The following is a 16,086-nucleotide window of genomic DNA, read 5'->3' on the forward strand; positions in this document are numbered from 1 at the left end:
CCCCACAAACAAAAAGAAGCGCCCTGGCGCTTCTTTTTGCATGGGGCCGGATACAGATTACATCCAGTAGACCAGCACGTAGAGGAACAGCCACACCACGTCCACGAAGTGCCAGTACCATGCCGCGCCCTCGAAGCCGAAATGCCGCTCGGCCGTGAAGTGCCCGGCATGCAGGCGCATGGTGATGAAGAACAGCATCAGCATGCCCACGAAGACGTGGAAGCCGTGGAATCCCGTGAGCAGGAAGAAGGTCGAGCCGAACACGCCCGAGGACAGCTTGAGGTTCAGATCCGTGTACAGGTGGTAGTACTCGTAGCCCTGCACGCACAGGAAGACGAAGCCCAGGATCACCGTCATCCACATGAAGGCGATGGTGCGGGCGCGGTGGCCGGCCTGCAGCGCATGGTGGGCAATGGTCAGCGTCACGCCCGAAGTCAGCAGCAGCGCCGTGTTGATGGTGGGCAGCCAGAACGGGCCCACGGTCTGGAAAGGCTCGACACTGTTGGCCGGCGAGGCCGTGGCGCCGGCTGCCATGCTGGGCCAGACGGCCTTGAAGTCGGGCCACAGCAAGGCGTTGTCCAGGCTGCCCAGCGCGGGCACCGAGTGCGAGCGCGCCCACCACAGGGCGGTGAAGAAGGCGCCGAAGAACATCACCTCGGAGAAGATGAACCAGCTCATGCTCCAGCGGAAGGACAGGTCGATCTTGCGACCGTACTTGCCCGACTCGCTTTCATGCGCGGCCTCCCGGAACCAGAAAAAGAGCACGGCCAGCCACCAGACCAGGCCCAGGCCCAGGCTGTACATGCCCCATTCATGGCCGTTGATCCAGTTGCCCGCGCCCAGGATCACGAAGAACAGCCCCGCCGCCGCCATGACGGGATGGCTGGACTCTGCCGGCACGTAGTAGTAAGGCGTTTTGCCGTGGGTGGTTGCACTCATTGCTCAGCTCCTGACATTCTTGGTTCTGTGTTTCCCGTCTATCACTCTCTGTCCCCGATGGCCGCGCCGCTCAGACCACGAGCTTGACCAGCGCGATCAATCCCAGCACCAGCAGGAAGATGGCCGCCAGCCCCACTGCAATCACATGCAGCGGCGTGATGCGCTCCCCGTCCTGCTGGTACTCGCTAGCCCTGCGCACGCCGAACAGGGACCAGGCCACGGCGCGTACCGTGCGCCACACGCTGGGCGGGCGGCGCTTGTCCCCGGGTTGCGGCGCATTCATGAGGCCGGCTCCTGCTTCGGCCCTGCGGCCACCGGCGCATCGCCCGTGGGCGCGGCCGGCGTCCTGCCGCCCACCTCGAAGAAGGTATAGGACAGCGTGATCGTGGTCACGTCCTTGGAGATGCGCGGATCGATCACGAAGGCCACCGGCCACTCGCGCTTTTCCCCTGGCTCCAGCGTGTACTGCGAAAAGCAGAAGCACTCGAGCTTGTTGAAATGCGCAGCCGCCTGGCGTGGCGCATAGCTCGGTATCGCCTGGGCCGCCATGCGGCGGTTCTGCACATTCTGGAATTCGTACATGACCGTGGCCAGCTCGCCCGGATGGACCTGCATGGAGCGCTGCGCCGGCTTGAAGTCCCAGGGCCCGCGCGCATTGGCGTCGAACTCCACGGTGATGGTGCGGCTCTTGTCCACCTGCGAGTTGGCCGGCAGCTTCACATCGCGCCCGGCCGTGCCGTTGCCCGGCACCTGCCGCTCGGACAGCGACAGGATGTTGATGCCCGTGAGCTCGCAGATGTGCTTGTAGATGGGGATCAGCACGTAGCCGAATGCAAACATGCCCAGCGCCACCACGGCCAGCTTGCCCACCATCTTCGCGTTTTCACTGCGCACGCTCACGGATTGCCCTCCTGTTGCCTTCAAGCGCTCAATGGAGCACGGTGATCTTGATCACGAAGCCGGCCAGAAAGACCAGCGCCACCGATACCAGGATCAGCGCCAGCCGCACGTTGGCTTTTCGTTGCTGTGCATCCATTTTTCTGATCTCCATGACTACTGGCAATCTCTGAGACTGTCGCGCCCCACCCCAGGGGCACCGAGGAAGGGGGAAGGCGCGAAGCGACCCAGGCGGTGGTTCATTTCAGCCTATGACGCGGGTCGCTGTCGCATCCAGCTTGGGCGGCGTCTCGAAGGTATGGAACGGCGCCGGCGAGGGCACTTCCCACTCCAGGCCTTCGGCAGCCTCCCAGGGCTTTTGCGGCGCCTTCTCGCCCTTGCCGCGCATGGCGGGCACGACGACGAAGAGGAAGAAATACACCTGCATCAGGCCGAAGCCCAGCGCGCCCAGCGAGGCCACCATGTTGAAGTCGGCGAACTGCATGGGGTAGTCGGCATAGCGGCGCGGCATGCCCGCCAGGCCCAGGAAGTGCATGGGGAAGAAGGTGATGTTGAAGAAGATCAGCGAGCCCCAGAAGTGGATCTGGCCGCGCGTCTCCGAATACATCACGCCCGTCCACTTGGGCGCCCAGTAGTAGTAGGCCGCGAACATGGAGAACAGCGATCCGGCCACCAGCACGTAGTGGAAGTGGGCCACCACGTAGTAGGTGTCCTGCAGCTGGATGTCGATGGGCGCCATCGACAGGATCAGGCCCGTGAAGCCGCCCATGGTGAACACGAAGATGAAGCCCACCGAGAACAGCATGGGCGTCTCGAAGGTCATGGAGCCACGCCACATGGTGGCCACCCAGTTGAAGATCTTCACGGCCGTGGGCACCGAGATCAGCATGGTGGCGTACATGAAGAACAGCTGGCCCGTGACGGGCATGCCGGTCGTGAACATGTGGTGCGCCCACACGATGAAGGACAGGATGGCGATGGACGAGGTCGCATACACCATGGACGCATAGCCGAACAGCTTCTTGCGGCTGAAGGCCGGCACGATCTGGCTGATGATGCCGAAGGCCGGCAGGATCATGATGTAGACCTCGGGGTGGCCGAAGAACCAGAAGATGTGCTGGTACATCACCGGATCGCCGCCGCCTGCGGGGTTGAAGAAGCTGGTGCCGAAATGGCGGTCCGTCAGCGTCATGGTGATGGCGCCGGCCAGCACGGGCATGACGGCGATCAGCAGGTAGGCCGTGATCAGCCAGGTCCAGGCGAACATGGGCATCTTCATCAGCGTCATGCCGGGCGCGCGCATGTTGAGCACGGTGACGATGATGTTGATGGCGCCCATGATGGAGCTGGCGCCCATGATGTGCATGGCCAGGATGGAGGTGTCCATGGACGGCCCCATCTGCAGCGTCAGCGGCGCATACAGCGTCCAGCCTGCGGCGGGTGCGCCGCCGGGCATGAAGAACGAGCCCACCAGCATCAGGCCGGCCGGGATCAGCAGCCAGAAGCTGAAGTTGTTCATGCGCGCGAAGGCCATGTCGGAGGCGCCGATCTGCAGCGGCAGCATCCAGTTCGCAAAGCCCACGAAGGCCGGCATGATGGCGCCGAACACCATGATCAGGCCGTGCATGGTGGTCAGCTGGTTGAACAGCTCGGGGTTGACGATCTGCAGCCCGGGCTGGAACAGCTCGGCGCGGATCAGCAGCGCCAGCACCCCGCCCACCATCAGCATGGTGAACGAGAACAGCAGGTACAGCGTGCCGATGTCCTTGTGGTTGGTGGCGAACATCCAGCGCCGCCAGCCCGTGGGCGTGGCGTGGTGGTGATGGTCGTCATGCCCGTGTCCATGCTCGTGCTCATGCGCATGTTCGTGGCCCTCGCCCGCAGGGCTGTGGATGGGGGGAAGTACGGCGCTCATGCTGTTATCTCCAATCGCTCATCTGTCTTGCGTGCTCACTGCGCAGGGAACTTGCCTGTGCGGGCGGCCACGAACTCGGCCGGCTGCACCAGCTGGCCGGTCTTGTTGGACCAGTGGTTCTTGGCAAAGGTGACCACGGCGGCCAGCTCGGTATCGCTCAGCTGCTTCCAGGCGGGCATGGCGCCGTTGGCACGGCCTTCCAGCACCACATGCATCATCTCGGCCGTGGGACCCAGGACCACGGGGCTGCCGTCCAGCGCCTTGATGGGACCGGCGCCCTTGCCGTTGGCCTGGTGGCAGGCCGCGCAGTTGGCCGCATAGACCTTCTCGCCGCGTGCGATCAGGTCTTGCAGGGACCAGACCTTGCTGGGGTCGTCCTTCTTGGCGGCGGCGATCTTCTTTTGCTCGTCCACCCAGGCCTTGTAGCCGTCATTGGACAGCACCTTCACGTGGATGGGCATGTAGGCATGCTCCTTGCCGCACAGCTCGGCGCACTGGCCGTAGTAGTCGCCGGTCTTCTCGGCGCGGAACCAGGTGTCGCGCACGAAGCCCGGAATCGCATCCTGCTTGATGCCGAAGGACGGGACCATGAAGGAGTGGATCACGTCGTTGGCCGTGGTGATGATGCGCACCTTGCGGTCCACGGGCACGACCAGCGGGTTGTCCACCTTGAGCAGGTAGTCGTTGGGTGCCTTGGACACATCGCCGCTGTCGGACAGCACGCGGTGGCTGCTGTCCAGCGTGGAGATGAAGCTCAGGCCCTCGCCTTCGCCGTTGATGTAGTCGTAGCCCCATTTCCACTGGTAGCCCGTGGCCTTGATCGTGACATCGGCGTTGGTGGTGTCCTTCTGCGCCACCAGCACCTTGGTGGCAGGCAGCGCCATGAGCACGACGATGATGAAGGGCACGACGGTCCAGACCACCTCGACCGTGGCCGATTCGTGGAAGTTCGCGGCCTTGGCGCCGCGCGATTTGCGGTGCTTCCAGATCGAATAGAACATCACGGCGAACACGCCGATGAAGATCACCGTGCAGATGATCAGCATCATCCAGTGCAGGTAATGCTGCTCGTGCGCGATGCGCGTGACCGCCGGATGAAGGTTGAGCTGATTGACGGCCGGGCCGCCTGGCAGATCTGTCGCCGCATGTGCAAGGGAGCCTGCCCCTGCCACACTCATCAAGCCCCAGAGAACCAGCCTGGTGGAAATGCTTTTCATAGTTTTCACTTACATCTAAGCCTCGGGTTATCCACTCGCTCCGCTGCGCCGGCGTGGGGGCCGCGCAGCCAGACCGTTCAACGCCTGCCCAAAGGGCAACTCCCGGCCTCAACTGTCCGAGCATGCATGAAAGCGCCGCAGATGTGCCTGCGCGCAATCACCAATAGCGTGCCAGCCGGCATCAACGGCAGCTCGGACGTGGGACCAGGATGGGGGCGGGCCGCCATCCCCGCCTGCGCCTGCAGGCGCATGAACTCGGGGGACAGCAGCAAAGTGGATGGGAGGATGCGCGCGCGCCGGCCCTTCAGGGCATGTGTGCCGTGTGTGCCGTGTGTGCCGTGTGTGCCGTGTGTGCCGTGTGTGCCGTGCGGGCCGGGAGCGGATGGAAAGAGGCAGCGCATGCGGCCCAGCAGTGCGGGCAGCAGGGAACACAGTGACAGAAAGACCAGTGCCCGCTCCCAGAGGAGCAGGCACTGCTGCAGCCGGTGATGATCAAACTTGCGGGCGGGCCACTCTTGAATGCGCCGGCCCGTTCTCGTTCCCGTGGCAAAGCGAAACACCAAATCGTCTCCCCTTTCGGCCTGCGGACCGCTGGTCTTTTCCCGGCCCGGGAGAGCGAGCCCAGGGAAAAGCTGTTGTCTCTGTCAGCTCGGGAAAAGTGTAGACGTTTTTGTTTTCGATCAATGACCGGAAAGCGACATTCAGGCTATCGCAAACCCGTGTTGCGTGGCTGGCGCAGCATGCTGCGCATGTCCTCCAGCGACACGGCGCTGCTGGACTCCAGGCGCACGCGCGGCTGCGGCTTGTAGGCATGGCCGTAGACGATCTCGAAGGTCAGCGCCAGCTGTCCGTCGGGGCCGGCCAGCCGTTCGCGCAAGGCGTCGTGCAGGCGCTGCTGCCAGCGGCGGCCGCGCAGCGCGGCAAAGCGTTGCGGATGGAAGTTGCGGCCCAGCTCGCGCAGCTCCTGCAGCAGCCGCTCGGGCGTGGCAAAGGTCAGCGTGATGTGCTCCATGTCCATCACCGGCTCGCTGAAGCCTGCGTGCACCAGCATGTCGCCCCAGTCATGCATGTCGGTGAAGGCCTGGCCGGCGGGCGGCCAGCCGAGCTGGGCGTAGAGGGCATGCAGCTCGCGCAGCGTATCGGGCCCCAGGCAGGAGAACATCACATAGCCGTCCACGGACAGCGCCTGGTGCCAGCGCGTGATCAGCGCCTGCGGGTCGGCCTGCTGGTGCAGGGCCATGTTGGCCCACAGCATGTCCACGCCGGCGGGCTCGGGCTCGCCGAAGCGCGTGGCGCCCCCGGTCCAGCGCGCGGGCTGCCACCAGCGCGCGCCCAGCTGCTCGCGGGCGGCGGCCTCATGCAGCGGCGAGGCTTCATAGACCAGGCATTCGGACTGCGCATAGCGCTGGCGCAGCAGCGCATGGGCCTGCAGGCCGCCGCGCACGGGCTGCCAGTGGCACCAGCGCTGGGGCGGCTTGACGATCCAGTCCAGCCGCTCCTGCATGCGGCGCGCCACCTCCTCATGCAGCCACGGCGAGGCCGCAGGCGCGCCCTGCTGCCAGCGCAATGCGGCGGCCGGATCGATGGTGGGAGGCAATTCGTGGGACATGGCTGGGCGGGGAATCCGTGCTCCTCAAAAGACAGGCGCCCGGCCCCGGAGCAAAGGGGTGGCGGACGCGGCGCGAGTATATTGACTCCATGCCCAACCTGCCTGCGTCATGGCTTTCGCGCTGGCATGCCGGCCTGCCCGGCCTGCTGCCCAGCCAATGCGCCGTCTGCCACCGCTGGCCTGCGCGGCGCCTGTGCCAGGACTGCCGCGCACGCTGGGCCGGACCCATGGCGCGATGCGGGCGCTGCGCCATGCCGCTGCCGGCCCGCACCGGCGCCGATGGTCCCCGCACCTGCGGCGCCTGCCTGATCAAGCCGCCGCCGCTGACGCACTGCCTGGCCGCGCTGGACTATGCCTACCCGTGGCACACGGTGATCGGCGACTTCAAGTTCCGGGGAGATACCGGCCTGGCACGCAGCCTGGCCGATCTGCTGCTGGAGTTGCCTCAGGCGCGCGAGCAACTGCAGCAATGCGACCTGCTGCTGCCCATGCCGCTGTCGCCGCAGCGCCTGCGAGAGCGCGGCTTTCACCAGACCCTGGTGCTGGCCCGCGCGCTCTGCAGCGCATCCACCCGGGGCAAGCTGCGGCACCAGGCCGTGCAGCGCGCCCACACGGCACAGGCCCAGCATGACCTGCCGCGCGCCCTGCGCCTGCGCCAGCTGCGCACGGTCTTTGCCGTGCCACCTGCGCAGCTGGCCCACGTGTGCGGCCGCAAGATCCTGTTGATCGACGATGTGATGACCACGGGCGCCAGCCTGCACGCGCTGGCCACCTGCCTGCGCCGCGCAGGCGCGGCCGAGGTCAGCGCCCTGGTGCTGGCGCGCACGCCCTGACCGCAGGGGACCGGGGCCCGGGGGCATCTGCCGCCGCGAGACAATACGGGCCATGTTCCATATCGTTCTCGTCGCGCCGGAGATCCCGCCCAATACCGGCAATGTGATCCGTCTGGCCGCCAACACCGGCTGCAGCCTGCACCTGATCGAGCCGCTAGGCTTTTCCATGGAAGACCGCCTGATGCGCCGCGCCGGCCTCGACTACCACGAGTACGCGCCCGTGCGCCGCCACGCCGACTGGCAGGCCTTCCTGCAGGACTGCCGGCCGGACCGCCAGCGCATGTTCGCCATGACCACGCACAGCAGCAGCCCCGCCCACGCCATCGGCTTCCAGCCCGGCGACTGGCTGGTGTTCGGCTCCGAAAGCAAGGGCCTGCCCGCCGAGGTGCGCGAGCAGTTCCCGCCGCAGCAGCGCCTGCGCCTGCCCATGCTGCCGCAGCAGCGCAGCCTGAACCTGTCCAACGCCGTGGCCGTGACGGTGTTTGAAGCCTGGCGCCAGCAGCAGTTTGCCGGCGCCGCACTGGCCGAGGGCGCGCCCGGCGCGGCCTGAGCGACCGGCCTGGGTCGGCGGAAAGTTCCCCGCCGATTGTTTCAACCGCTGAAAAAGCGCATTGCCAATCCAAGGGTTTATCCCGATTCCACACCGTCCTACATTTGAGTCATGGGCTCTACGTTACCAAGCGATTTCCGCAAGGAACGCCCTGTCCCAGAAACAAAACAAAGGACTTGAATCATGAAGAACACCCGCCGTTTTGCCGTCCTGGCCGCCCTCACCGTTTCCGCCTTCGCCGCCCAGGCCGCCGGCTTCGACTACGCCGACAACAGCAGCTACCCGCCCGAAGTGAAGACCCAGAGCACGCTGACACGTGCCCAGGTCATGGCCGACCTGAAGGCCGCCCAGGCCAATGGCACCATGCCCTCCGTCGCCGAAGGCTACCTGCCCATCCAGAACACTGCCACCGCTGGCGTGAGCCGCGAGGAAGTGCGCCGCGAGGCCGCCGCTGCCGAGCGTTCGGGCCAGCTGAACTTCGGCGCCTGAGCCCCAGACCCCGCAACCGCTGCCACCACGCAGCCAGCCCGCAGGTGCCGCCTGCGGGCTTTTTTCATCGCCGGGCCGCCCCAAGATGAAAAGCGCCCCCTTGGGGGGGCAGCGGGCCTTGCGCAGCAAGGGTAGCGTGGGGGTCAGTTTTCATTCAGGCCTTGGCACCGTAGCTGCGGGCCACGGACTCGGCCACGCAGGCGGGCTTGTCGGCGCCTTCGCGCTCCACGGTCACCAGCCAGGTCATCTGCAGCCCGCCGGGCTCGATGGGCTCGGCGGCCTGCAGCGTCAGGCGCGCGCGCAGGCGGCTGCCCACGGGCACGGGAGAGGTGAAGCGCACGCGGTTGAGGCCGTAGTTCACGCCCATTTGCGCGCCTTCGATGTGAAAGCAGCTCTGGAAAAACTGGGGAATCAGCGACAGCGTCAGAAAGCCATGCGCGATCGGCGCGCCGAAGGGGCCCTTGGACGCACGCTCGGGGTCCACATGGATCCATTGCTGGTCGCCCGTGGCATCGGCGAACAGCTGCACCTGCTGCTGGGTGATGGTGATCCAGTCGCTGACGGCGACTTCCTGCCCCACGCAGGCACGCACTTCGGAATAGGAATGGAAGGTTTTCATGCCCCAAATGGTAGGGGCCGGTGCCGCGCGCTCCATGTCGGGCGCGCGACAGCTAGGGTCTGTTGACGTTAATTTGTGGGTCGCGTTGCGCGGTTGCGGGGTTGTATGCAAGGCGCTCATGCGCAGCAAGGCCCATGCCTTGCGAGTGTGAGCAACGCGGCAGACGGCCCCGCAACCGCGCAACCCGAAGGGAAGCAGCCTGCCAGCGCGCCACTCGGCGTTGCACTCCTTGTGCGTGTAGGCACACGCACGGCGTCGCGCGCCTTGATTGGCACGCTGGCAGGCTGCTTCGCGACCGCAAATTAACGTCAACAGACCCTTGGGTTAGCCCAGGGAGGGGCTCAGCGCGAGGCGCGCTGCACGAAGAACAGCCCCGTGCCCACGGCCATCAGCAGCGCGCCGAAGACCCGGTTCTGGCTGCGCACGGCACGCGCGCTGCGCATGAAGCCGCGCAGCGCGCTGGCGCTGGCCGCATAGCCGTGCATGACCATGGTGTCCACGGCCAGCATGGTGGCGGCCAGGATCAGCAACTGCAGCCACAGCGGGCGGCTGGTGGTCATGAACTGGGGCAGCACAGCCACCATGAAGATGATGCCCTTGGGGTTGGTGGCGTTGGTCAGGAAGCCCGTGAGCACGCGGCGGCGCACGCTGAGCTCGGGCATGGATTCCTGGGTGGCCAGGGGTGCGGCACCCGAGCGCCATTGGCTGATGCCCAGGTAGATCAGATAGCAGGCGCCGACGATCTTGACGGCGTTGAACGCCCATTCGGAGGCCAGCAGCAGCGAGCCCACGCCCGCGCCGGCGATCAGCAAGATGGTCAGCAGCCCCAGCTGCAGCCCGAAGATGGTGGCGCTGCTCTTGCGCACGCCATACGACAGGCCATGGCTCATGGACAGCACGGCGCCCGAGCCCGGGGAGACCGCAATGATCCAGCAGGCCACAAAGTAGGCGATCCAAGTGTGCCAATCCATGCCAAACACCTTAAAAATACGGAGCAGGCCGGCATCTTAAAACCGTGCAGCCGATCTGGCGCACTGCCGCGGCAAAGCCGGATGGGGCGGTGAAGCATTCGGTGGCATTTTTCATCGCCGGGCCGCCCCAAGATGAAAACGGCCCCCTCGGGGGGCGCCCGGCCAGGGGCAGCGGACCTAGCGCAGCAAAGGGAGCGTGGGGGGCATTTTCAACCCTGTCAAAAAGCTGACCCAGCTGTGAGAGTGACACAATCAATCACCCCAGGGTAAACACCAACTCCAAGATCCCTAGCTTCCATGGAACACAGCGCCCCCATCTGGCTGACCTACGGCTTTCTCTATCTCACCGCCGCCGTGCTGGCCGTGCCCATTGCGCGTGCCCTGGGCCTGGGCGCCATCATTGGCTACCTGGGTGCCGGCATTGCCATGGGCCCCTGGGGACTGTCGCTTGTCAGCAATGTGGATGACATTCTTCACTTTGCCGAGTTCGGCGTGGTGCTGATGCTGTTCGTGATCGGGCTGGAGCTGCAGCCCAGCCGCCTGTGGGAGCTGCGCCGGCCCATCCTGGGATGGGGGCTCGCGCAGATGCTGGCCTGCACGGGCGTGCTGTTCCTGGCGGCCTGGGCCTTCGGCTTTTCCTGGCGCGTGAGCCTGATCGCGGGCATGGGCCTGGCCCTGTCGTCCACGGCCATCTGCCTGCAGGTCATGGCCGAGCGCAACCTCATGCGCACGCCCAGCGGCCAGGCCGGCTTTTCCATCCTGCTGTTCCAGGACGTGGCCGCCATTCCCATCCTGGCGCTGATCCCCATCCTGGGCGCGGTCAAGGCCGCCAATGCCACGCACACAGACAGCCACCTGTGGCTGCAGGTGCTCAAGACCGTGGGCACCATCGCCGCCGTGGTGGTGGGCGGCCGCCTGCTGCTGCGCCCCCTGCTGCGCTGGATCGCCCGCAGCCGCACGCCCGAGATCTTCACGGCCACCTCGCTGCTGCTGGTGGTGGGCATTGCCATGCTGATGGTGCAGGTGGGCCTGTCCATGGCGCTGGGAGCCTTCCTGGCCGGCGTGCTGCTGGCAGACAGCGAGTACCGCAGCGAGCTGGAGACCAACATCGAGCCCTTCAAAGGCCTGCTGCTGGGCCTGTTCTTCATGGCCGTAGGCATGAGCATCGATTTCGGCGTGCTGCTGCGCGCGCCCTGGGCCATGGCGGCCATGGTGCTGGGCTTTCTGGCGCTCAAGGGCGCCGTGCTCTACACCCTGGCCCGCGTGCTGAAGCTGCCCTGGCGCGAGCGCCCGGTGTTCACCCTGCTGCTGGCCCAGGGCGGCGAGTTCGCCTTCGTGGTGTTCCAGACGGCGGCGCAGTACAAGGTGTTCCACCACAGCATCTCGTCCATGCTGGTGGCCGCCGTGGCCCTGTCCATGCTGATCGGCCCGCTGGTGCTGGTGCTGATGGACAAGCTGCTGCTCAAGCGCTTTGCCGACATGAAGGATTGCCAGGTCGACGGCGCGGGCCAGGCTGCCAGGGCCCATGAAATCTCGGAGCCGCAGGACGCGCAGATCATCATTGCGGGCTTTGGCCGCTACGGCCAGATCGTGGCGCGCGTGCTGCTGACCCAGGGCGTGCCGGCCACCATCCTCGACCACAGCGTGGAGATGCTGGAAGTGGCACACACCTTCGGCTACCGCGTGTTCTTCGGCGATGCCACCCGCATGGACCTGCTGCGCATTGCCGGCGCGGACAAGGCGCGGGTGCTGGTCATTGCCGTGGACTCTTCCGAGCAATCGCTGAAGATCGCCGCCCGCGTGCGCAAGCGCTTTCCGCACCTGGAGATCGTGGCCCGCGCGCGCGACATGGCCCACTGGTACCAGTTGCGCGACCTGGGCGTGCACCATGTCGAGCGCGAAGTCTTCGAGTCCAGCCTCGTCTCGGCGCGCACCGTGCTGGAGCTCGCTGGCCACAGCCCTGCCGAGGCCCGGCGCACCACCGCGCGCTTTCGGGAGCACAACCTGCAGCTGATCGAGCGCATGTACCCCCACCACAAGGACCAGGCCCAGCTCATTGCCGTGGCCAAGCAGGGCCGCCAGCAGCTGGTCGAGCAGATGGCCAAGGAGCGGCAGGAGGCCCAGGCGCAGCAGGAGAAGGACCAGGCGCCGCAGGAAACCCCGCCCCCGCCCGCCCCCTGAAAACCGGGCCTCAGGACGCGCCCAGCGCCTGCACCATGTGGTCCACGAACTGCGCCAGCTTGGGCAGTTGGCGGCGGTCCGGCAGATAGACCAGGTGCACCGGGCGCGGCAGTGGCACGCAGTCCTGCAGCACGGGCACCAGCCGGCCCGCGGCCATGTCGGCGGCCAGCAGCACCTCGGGCTGCAGGATCAGGCCCAGGCCGCGCAGCGCCGCATGGCGCAGCCCGTCGCCGCTGTTGCAGCGCAGGCGGGCGTCTTCGGGCCACTGCACCGGCGCCGAGCCGTCGCCGCGCAGAATCCATTCCGAGCGGCGCTGCCAGACCGCGTAGCTCAGGCAGTCATGGCGCGCCAGATCGCCCACGCCACGCGGATGACCGCGCCGCCGCAGGTACGAAGGCGCCGCCGCGATCACCATGCGATAGGGCTGCAGCGGCCGCGCCACCAGGCCTTCGCCGCCCACGGGGCCGATGCGCACGGCCACGTCGATGTTCTCGCCCACCAGGTCGGCCATGCTGTCGCTCAGCTGCAGGTCCACGCGCACCAGCGGATGGGCCAGCTGGTAGTCGGCCACCAGCGGCGCGATCACATGGTTGCCCAGCGTGGTCGGCGCGCTGATGCGCAGCAGGCCCTGGGGCGCGCTGCGGCTGCGCTCCACGGCCGACTCGGCCCAGCGCAACTGCTCGAAGACCTGGCGGCTGTCCTCGTAGAAGCTGCGCCCCACCTCGGTCAGGCTGTGGCGCCGCGTGGTGCGCTGCAGCAGGCGCGCGCCCAGATGGGCTTCCAGCTGCTGCACATGCTTGCCCACCATCACGGCCGAGATGTCCAGGCGCCGCGCGGCCTGGGCAAAGCTGCCGTCCTCGACCACGGCCATGAAGACCTCCATATTGCGCAGCTTGTCCATGGATTGCCAACCAATGCTTAGGAGTACAAAAAGATCCGGCTACTTTATGCCATCCATGATTTGCAAAACACTGGAGGCCTGTTCACCCCCCTCAGAAAGAAAACCGCATGAAGATCCTTCTCATCGGTGCCTCCGGCACCATCGGCCGCGCCGTACACGCCCTGCTGGCCCCGCGCCATGACATCGTCACCGTGGGCCGCAACAGCGGCGATCTGCGCGCCGACTTCACCCAGCCCGAGACGCTGCAGAAAATGTTCGAAGCCGCCGGTCAGGTGGACGCCATCGTCAGCACGGCCGGAAAGCTGCACTTCGGCCCGCTGTCCGAGATGACGGCCGAGCAGTTCAACTCCGGCCTGCAGGACAAGCTGCTGGGCCAGGTGCGGCTCGCCCTGCTGGGCCAGCGCTGGCTGCGCGACGGCGGCTCCATCACGCTGACCAGCGGCGTCGCCGCCACCGAGCCCATCCGCCACGGCGCCAATGCATCGACGGTGAATGCCGCGCTGCACGGCTTCGTCACCGGCGCCGCGGTCGAACTGCAGCGCGGCCTGCGCATCAACGCCGTGAGCCCCACCCTGCTGACCGAATCGGCCGATGCCTATGGCTCGGTCTTCCCCGGCTTCGAGACCGTGCCCGCCGCCCGCGTGGCCCTGGCCTACCAGCGCAGCGTGGAAGGCGCCCAGACCGGCAGGGTCTTCGAGGTGCTCTGACCTCTTCTTGCGGCGGGCCCTGGGCAAAGTCCTTGCGTGCCCGCCCAAAAGGGCCGCGTGCTACGCTGCGCGCCACCATGTTCAACCCCACCCAAGCCGATGTGCGGCGCTTTTTCTGCGGCGTGCGCACCAAGATGCTGAGCGGCGCGCCGATGGAGGCCATAGAGACGCTGGCCAGCCTCTGGATCGCCGAGCATCCCGAGTATTTCGATGACCTTGCCGACGTGGACGCCGCCCTGCTGCGCGACTACGATGCCACGCCCGGCGTGACCAATCCGTTTTTGCATCTGTCCATGCATCTGTCCATCAGCGAGCAGTGCAGCATCGACCAGCCGCGCGGCATACGCCAGGCCGTGGAGCTGCTCAGCCGCCGCCTGGACTCGCTGCACGACGCCCACCACGCCACCATGGAATGCCTGGGGCAGATGCTCTGGGAAAGCCAGCGTTCGGGCCGCCCGCCCGATGGCGAAGCCTATATCGCCGCAGTCCAGCGCCGCGCCACGAGTGACGGCGCCAAGGCCACGGGCGGCGCATAGCGCCTCTGTGCATCACCCTCAAGACAAAGCCCGCGATTGCGGGCTTTTGCTATGGGGTATGGGGCTGCGCGCGATTCACTGCGATTTGTGGCCCAGGCGGAAATGGGGCTGGGGCAGGGTCTGCAGCTCGCCATCGAGGCTGCCGATGTAGTTGGCCAGCGCCTTGAGTTCGCTGTTGGTGAACTGCTTGGCAATGCCGGCCATCACGCCGTTGCTGCGGCCGATATGGGGGTTGCCTTCGGTCTTGTAGGACTTGAGGGCGGAGTACAGATAGTCCGCGTACTGGCCGGCCACCTTGGGGTAGCTGGGATCGATGGGTTTGGAAAAGCCCTGGCCGTGGCAGGATACGCAGGCGCCCTTTTGCAGCAGCGCGGCGACCTGGGTGCTGGGCTCGCGGACCTTGGCGTCGGCGGCCTTGGCCACGCCATGCTCGGCGTAGTAGGCCGCCACGTCGGCCATGTCCTGCTCGGTCAGCGGATCGGCAATGCCGCGCATGGTGGGATGCTTGCGTTCGCCCTTCTGGTAGGCCTGCAGCGCGGCCACGATGTAGGGTGCGCCCTGGCCGGAAATCTTGGGGACCTTGTACACCTCGGGGAAGCTGGCCTGGTAGCCCTGGATGCCATGGCAGCCAATGCACATGGCGATCTTCCCCTCCCCTGCCTTTGCGTCACCTTTGCTTTGCTGGGCCTGTGCCACAGAGGTCACAGATGCGACAGCCAGCGCCAATACCGTGGTCAAAGTTTTTATCATTTTGCGCGCACAATCCTTCAAGAGTTCTGACGGATGCCTACTGCTGAGCGGGTAGCGCGAACGATTATGGCAGTCACCGTCAAGCGTCCCCATCAATACTTACGCTGATACCGCCCATGAAATTTCAAGGTTCCGAGAACTACGTCGCCACCCAAGATTTGATGCTCGCGGTGAATGCCGCAGCCACCTTGCAGCGCCCGCTGCTGGTCAAGGGAGAGCCCGGCACGGGCAAGACCATGCTGGCCGAGGAAGTGGCCGCCGCGCTGGACATGCCGCTGCTGCAGTGGCACATCAAGTCCACCACCAAGGCCCAGCAGGGCCTGTATGAATACGACGCCGTCAGCCGCCTGCGCGACTCGCAACTGTCCGACATCGACGGCGGCGAGCGCGTCAAGGACATCCACAACTACATCGTCAAGGGCGTGCTGTGGCAGGCCTTCACGGCAGACCGGCCCGTGGCCCTGCTGATCGACGAGATCGACAAGGCCGACATCGAATTCCCGAACGACCTGCTGCGCGAGATCGACCGCATGGAGTTCTACTGCTACGAGACGCGCGAGATGATCCGCGCCAAGCACCGGCCGCTGGTGTTCATCACCTCCAACAACGAAAAGGAGCTGCCCGACGCCTTCCTGCGCCGCTGCTTCTTCCACTACATCAAGTTCCCCGACGCCGACACCATGCGCCAGATCGTGGCCGTGCACTTCCCCAAGCTGCAGGGCGAGCTGCTGGCCGCCGCGATGAAGGTGTTCTACGACGTGCGCAACCTGCCCGGCCTCAAGAAGAAGCCCTCCACCAGCGAGCTGATCGACTGGCTCAAGCTGCTGGTGGCCGAGGACATTCCCGTGGAATCGCTGCAGACCGCCGAGGGCAAGGTCTCCGTGCCGCCGCTGGTGGGCGCCCTGCTCAAGAACGAGCAGGATGTGAGCCTGTTCGAGAAGCTGGTCTTCATGAACCAGCGCAACCGCTGAG

At 66.2% G+C, this 16,086-nt stretch carries 18 protein-coding genes; 7 read left to right on the top strand and 11 right to left on the bottom strand.

Features of this window, described 5'->3' with window-relative positions; all coding sequences use genetic code 11:
• Window positions 1-57 precede the first annotated feature (57 nt).
• The 7 genes from U6958_RS28235 to U6958_RS28265 all read right to left on the bottom strand — a co-directional run bounded on the left by U6958_RS28235 (window position 58) and on the right by U6958_RS28265 (window position 6,577).
• On the bottom strand, window positions 58-939 hold the full coding sequence (locus tag U6958_RS28235) for a cytochrome c oxidase subunit 3 (protein ID WP_016450144.1): 882 nt from the start codon (window positions 937-939) through the stop codon (window positions 58-60).
• A 70-nt stretch (window positions 940-1,009) separates the two neighbouring features.
• Window positions 1,010-1,222: a DUF2970 domain-containing protein gene (locus tag U6958_RS28240; RefSeq protein ID WP_016450143.1), complete on the bottom strand. Its 213-nt coding sequence runs from the start codon at window positions 1,220-1,222 to the stop codon at window positions 1,010-1,012.
• Window positions 1,219-1,839 carry a cytochrome c oxidase assembly protein gene (locus U6958_RS28245; protein ID WP_016453742.1) on the bottom strand — a complete coding sequence of 207 codons (621 nt, stop codon included), beginning with the start codon at window positions 1,837-1,839 and terminating at the stop codon, window positions 1,219-1,221. The genes U6958_RS28240 and U6958_RS28245 overlap by 4 nt, the downstream gene beginning before the upstream one ends.
• 28 nt (window positions 1,840-1,867) lie before the next feature.
• On the bottom strand, window positions 1,868-1,975 hold the full coding sequence (locus U6958_RS28250; RefSeq protein WP_016450141.1) for a cytochrome oxidase small assembly protein: 108 nt from the start codon (window positions 1,973-1,975) through the stop codon (window positions 1,868-1,870).
• Between the two features lie 105 nt (window positions 1,976-2,080).
• On the bottom strand, window positions 2,081-3,751 hold the full coding sequence (gene ctaD / locus U6958_RS28255) for a cytochrome c oxidase subunit I (protein WP_016450140.1): 1,671 nt from the start codon (window positions 3,749-3,751) through the stop codon (window positions 2,081-2,083).
• A 35-nt stretch (window positions 3,752-3,786) separates the two neighbouring features.
• Window positions 3,787-4,968, bottom strand: coding sequence for a cytochrome c oxidase subunit II (gene coxB, locus U6958_RS28260; RefSeq protein ID WP_016450139.1), 1,182 nt, complete (start codon window positions 4,966-4,968; stop codon window positions 3,787-3,789).
• A 706-nt stretch (window positions 4,969-5,674) separates the two neighbouring features.
• Window positions 5,675-6,577, bottom strand: a complete 903-nt coding sequence (locus U6958_RS28265; RefSeq protein WP_074923041.1) for a trans-aconitate 2-methyltransferase — start codon at window positions 6,575-6,577, stop codon at window positions 5,675-5,677.
• 89 nt (window positions 6,578-6,666) lie between these two features.
• Here U6958_RS28265 and U6958_RS28270 point away from each other — a divergent pair, with 89 nt between their 5' ends.
• The 3 genes from U6958_RS28270 (at window position 6,667) to U6958_RS28280 (ending at window position 8,449) form a co-directional block, all read left to right on the top strand.
• A complete protein-coding gene (locus U6958_RS28270) occupies window positions 6,667-7,410 on the top strand; it encodes a ComF family protein (protein ID WP_074923040.1) in 744 nt (247 codons plus the stop codon).
• Between the two features lie 52 nt (window positions 7,411-7,462).
• Window positions 7,463-7,960 carry a tRNA (uridine(34)/cytosine(34)/5-carboxymethylaminomethyluridine(34)-2'-O)-methyltransferase TrmL gene (trmL, locus tag U6958_RS28275; RefSeq protein WP_016450136.1) on the top strand — a complete coding sequence of 166 codons (498 nt, stop codon included), beginning with the start codon at window positions 7,463-7,465 and terminating at the stop codon, window positions 7,958-7,960.
• Between the two features lie 183 nt (window positions 7,961-8,143).
• Window positions 8,144-8,449: a DUF4148 domain-containing protein gene (locus U6958_RS28280; protein WP_016453737.1), complete on the top strand. Its 306-nt coding sequence runs from the start codon at window positions 8,144-8,146 to the stop codon at window positions 8,447-8,449.
• Between the two features lie 154 nt (window positions 8,450-8,603).
• Here the strand turns inward: U6958_RS28280 and U6958_RS28285 are convergent, their stop codons facing one another.
• Together U6958_RS28285 and U6958_RS28290 are read right to left on the bottom strand one after the other, a co-directional pair.
• Complete coding sequence (locus U6958_RS28285) at window positions 8,604-9,068, bottom strand: MaoC family dehydratase (RefSeq protein WP_074923039.1); 465 nt, start codon at window positions 9,066-9,068, stop codon at window positions 8,604-8,606.
• A 341-nt stretch (window positions 9,069-9,409) separates the two neighbouring features.
• On the bottom strand, window positions 9,410-10,039 hold the full coding sequence (locus U6958_RS28290) for a LysE family transporter (RefSeq protein ID WP_012203595.1): 630 nt from the start codon (window positions 10,037-10,039) through the stop codon (window positions 9,410-9,412).
• Window positions 10,040-10,336: 297 nt separating this feature from the next.
• Here U6958_RS28290 and kefC point away from each other — a divergent pair, with 297 nt between their 5' ends.
• Window positions 10,337-12,220: a glutathione-regulated potassium-efflux system protein KefC gene (kefC, locus tag U6958_RS28295; protein ID WP_047217502.1), complete on the top strand. Its 1,884-nt coding sequence runs from the start codon at window positions 10,337-10,339 to the stop codon at window positions 12,218-12,220.
• Between the two features lie 10 nt (window positions 12,221-12,230).
• Here kefC and U6958_RS28300 read toward each other — a convergent pair whose 3' ends face one another.
• Window positions 12,231-13,121 carry a LysR family transcriptional regulator gene (locus tag U6958_RS28300; RefSeq protein WP_074923038.1) on the bottom strand — a complete coding sequence of 297 codons (891 nt, stop codon included), beginning with the start codon at window positions 13,119-13,121 and terminating at the stop codon, window positions 12,231-12,233.
• Between the two features lie 107 nt (window positions 13,122-13,228).
• On the opposite strand from U6958_RS28300, the gene U6958_RS28305 reads away from it, so the two are divergent.
• Both U6958_RS28305 and U6958_RS28310 read left to right on the top strand, forming a co-directional pair.
• Entirely contained in the window at window positions 13,229-13,828 is a 600-nt protein-coding gene (locus tag U6958_RS28305; RefSeq protein ID WP_034347952.1) for a short chain dehydrogenase, read from the top strand.
• A gap of 77 nt (window positions 13,829-13,905) precedes the next feature.
• Window positions 13,906-14,364, top strand: coding sequence for a DUF1841 family protein (locus tag U6958_RS28310; RefSeq protein ID WP_016453732.1), 459 nt, complete (start codon window positions 13,906-13,908; stop codon window positions 14,362-14,364).
• A 75-nt stretch (window positions 14,365-14,439) separates the two neighbouring features.
• Here the strand turns inward: U6958_RS28310 and U6958_RS28315 are convergent, their stop codons facing one another.
• Entirely contained in the window at window positions 14,440-15,114 is a 675-nt protein-coding gene (locus U6958_RS28315) for a cytochrome c (RefSeq protein WP_016450129.1), read from the bottom strand.
• A gap of 116 nt (window positions 15,115-15,230) precedes the next feature.
• Between U6958_RS28315 and U6958_RS28320 the strand changes: the two genes are divergently transcribed.
• Window positions 15,231-16,085, top strand: coding sequence for a MoxR family ATPase (locus tag U6958_RS28320; RefSeq protein ID WP_016450128.1), 855 nt, complete (start codon window positions 15,231-15,233; stop codon window positions 16,083-16,085).
• Window position 16,086: the final 1 nt, after the last annotated feature.

This window comes from Delftia lacustris (genome assembly GCF_040267515.1).
Taxonomy (GTDB): Bacteria; Pseudomonadota; Gammaproteobacteria; order Burkholderiales; family Burkholderiaceae_C; genus Comamonas; species Comamonas tsuruhatensis.

What these genes read in the sequence shown, in the direction of transcription:
- U6958_RS28235 (WP_016450144.1), bottom strand. Translation starts at nt 939, where the DNA reads ATGAGTGCAACCACCCACGGCAAAACGCCTTACTACTACGTGCCGGCA.
- U6958_RS28240 (WP_016450143.1), bottom strand. Translation starts at nt 1,222, where the DNA reads ATGAATGCGCCGCAACCCGGGGACAAGCGCCGCCCGCCCAGCGTGTGG.
- U6958_RS28250 (WP_016450141.1), bottom strand. Translation starts at nt 1,975, where the DNA reads ATGGATGCACAGCAACGAAAAGCCAACGTGCGGCTGGCGCTGATCCTG.
- ctaD (WP_016450140.1), bottom strand. Translation starts at nt 3,751, where the DNA reads ATGAGCGCCGTACTTCCCCCCATCCACAGCCCTGCGGGCGAGGGCCAC.
- coxB (WP_016450139.1), bottom strand. Translation starts at nt 4,968, where the DNA reads ATGAAAAGCATTTCCACCAGGCTGGTTCTCTGGGGCTTGATGAGTGTG.
- U6958_RS28265 (WP_074923041.1), bottom strand. Translation starts at nt 6,577, where the DNA reads ATGTCCCACGAATTGCCTCCCACCATCGATCCGGCCGCCGCATTGCGC.
- U6958_RS28270 (WP_074923040.1), top strand. Translation starts at nt 6,667, where the DNA reads ATGCCCAACCTGCCTGCGTCATGGCTTTCGCGCTGGCATGCCGGCCTG.
- trmL (WP_016450136.1), top strand. Translation starts at nt 7,463, where the DNA reads ATGTTCCATATCGTTCTCGTCGCGCCGGAGATCCCGCCCAATACCGGC.
- U6958_RS28280 (WP_016453737.1), top strand. Translation starts at nt 8,144, where the DNA reads ATGAAGAACACCCGCCGTTTTGCCGTCCTGGCCGCCCTCACCGTTTCC.
- U6958_RS28285 (WP_074923039.1), bottom strand. Translation starts at nt 9,068, where the DNA reads ATGAAAACCTTCCATTCCTATTCCGAAGTGCGTGCCTGCGTGGGGCAG.
- U6958_RS28290 (WP_012203595.1), bottom strand. Translation starts at nt 10,039, where the DNA reads ATGGATTGGCACACTTGGATCGCCTACTTTGTGGCCTGCTGGATCATT.
- kefC (WP_047217502.1), top strand. Translation starts at nt 10,337, where the DNA reads ATGGAACACAGCGCCCCCATCTGGCTGACCTACGGCTTTCTCTATCTC.
- U6958_RS28300 (WP_074923038.1), bottom strand. Translation starts at nt 13,121, where the DNA reads ATGGACAAGCTGCGCAATATGGAGGTCTTCATGGCCGTGGTCGAGGAC.
- U6958_RS28305 (WP_034347952.1), top strand. Translation starts at nt 13,229, where the DNA reads ATGAAGATCCTTCTCATCGGTGCCTCCGGCACCATCGGCCGCGCCGTA.
- U6958_RS28310 (WP_016453732.1), top strand. Translation starts at nt 13,906, where the DNA reads ATGTTCAACCCCACCCAAGCCGATGTGCGGCGCTTTTTCTGCGGCGTG.
- U6958_RS28315 (WP_016450129.1), bottom strand. Translation starts at nt 15,114, where the DNA reads ATGATAAAAACTTTGACCACGGTATTGGCGCTGGCTGTCGCATCTGTG.
- U6958_RS28320 (WP_016450128.1), top strand. Translation starts at nt 15,231, where the DNA reads ATGAAATTTCAAGGTTCCGAGAACTACGTCGCCACCCAAGATTTGATG.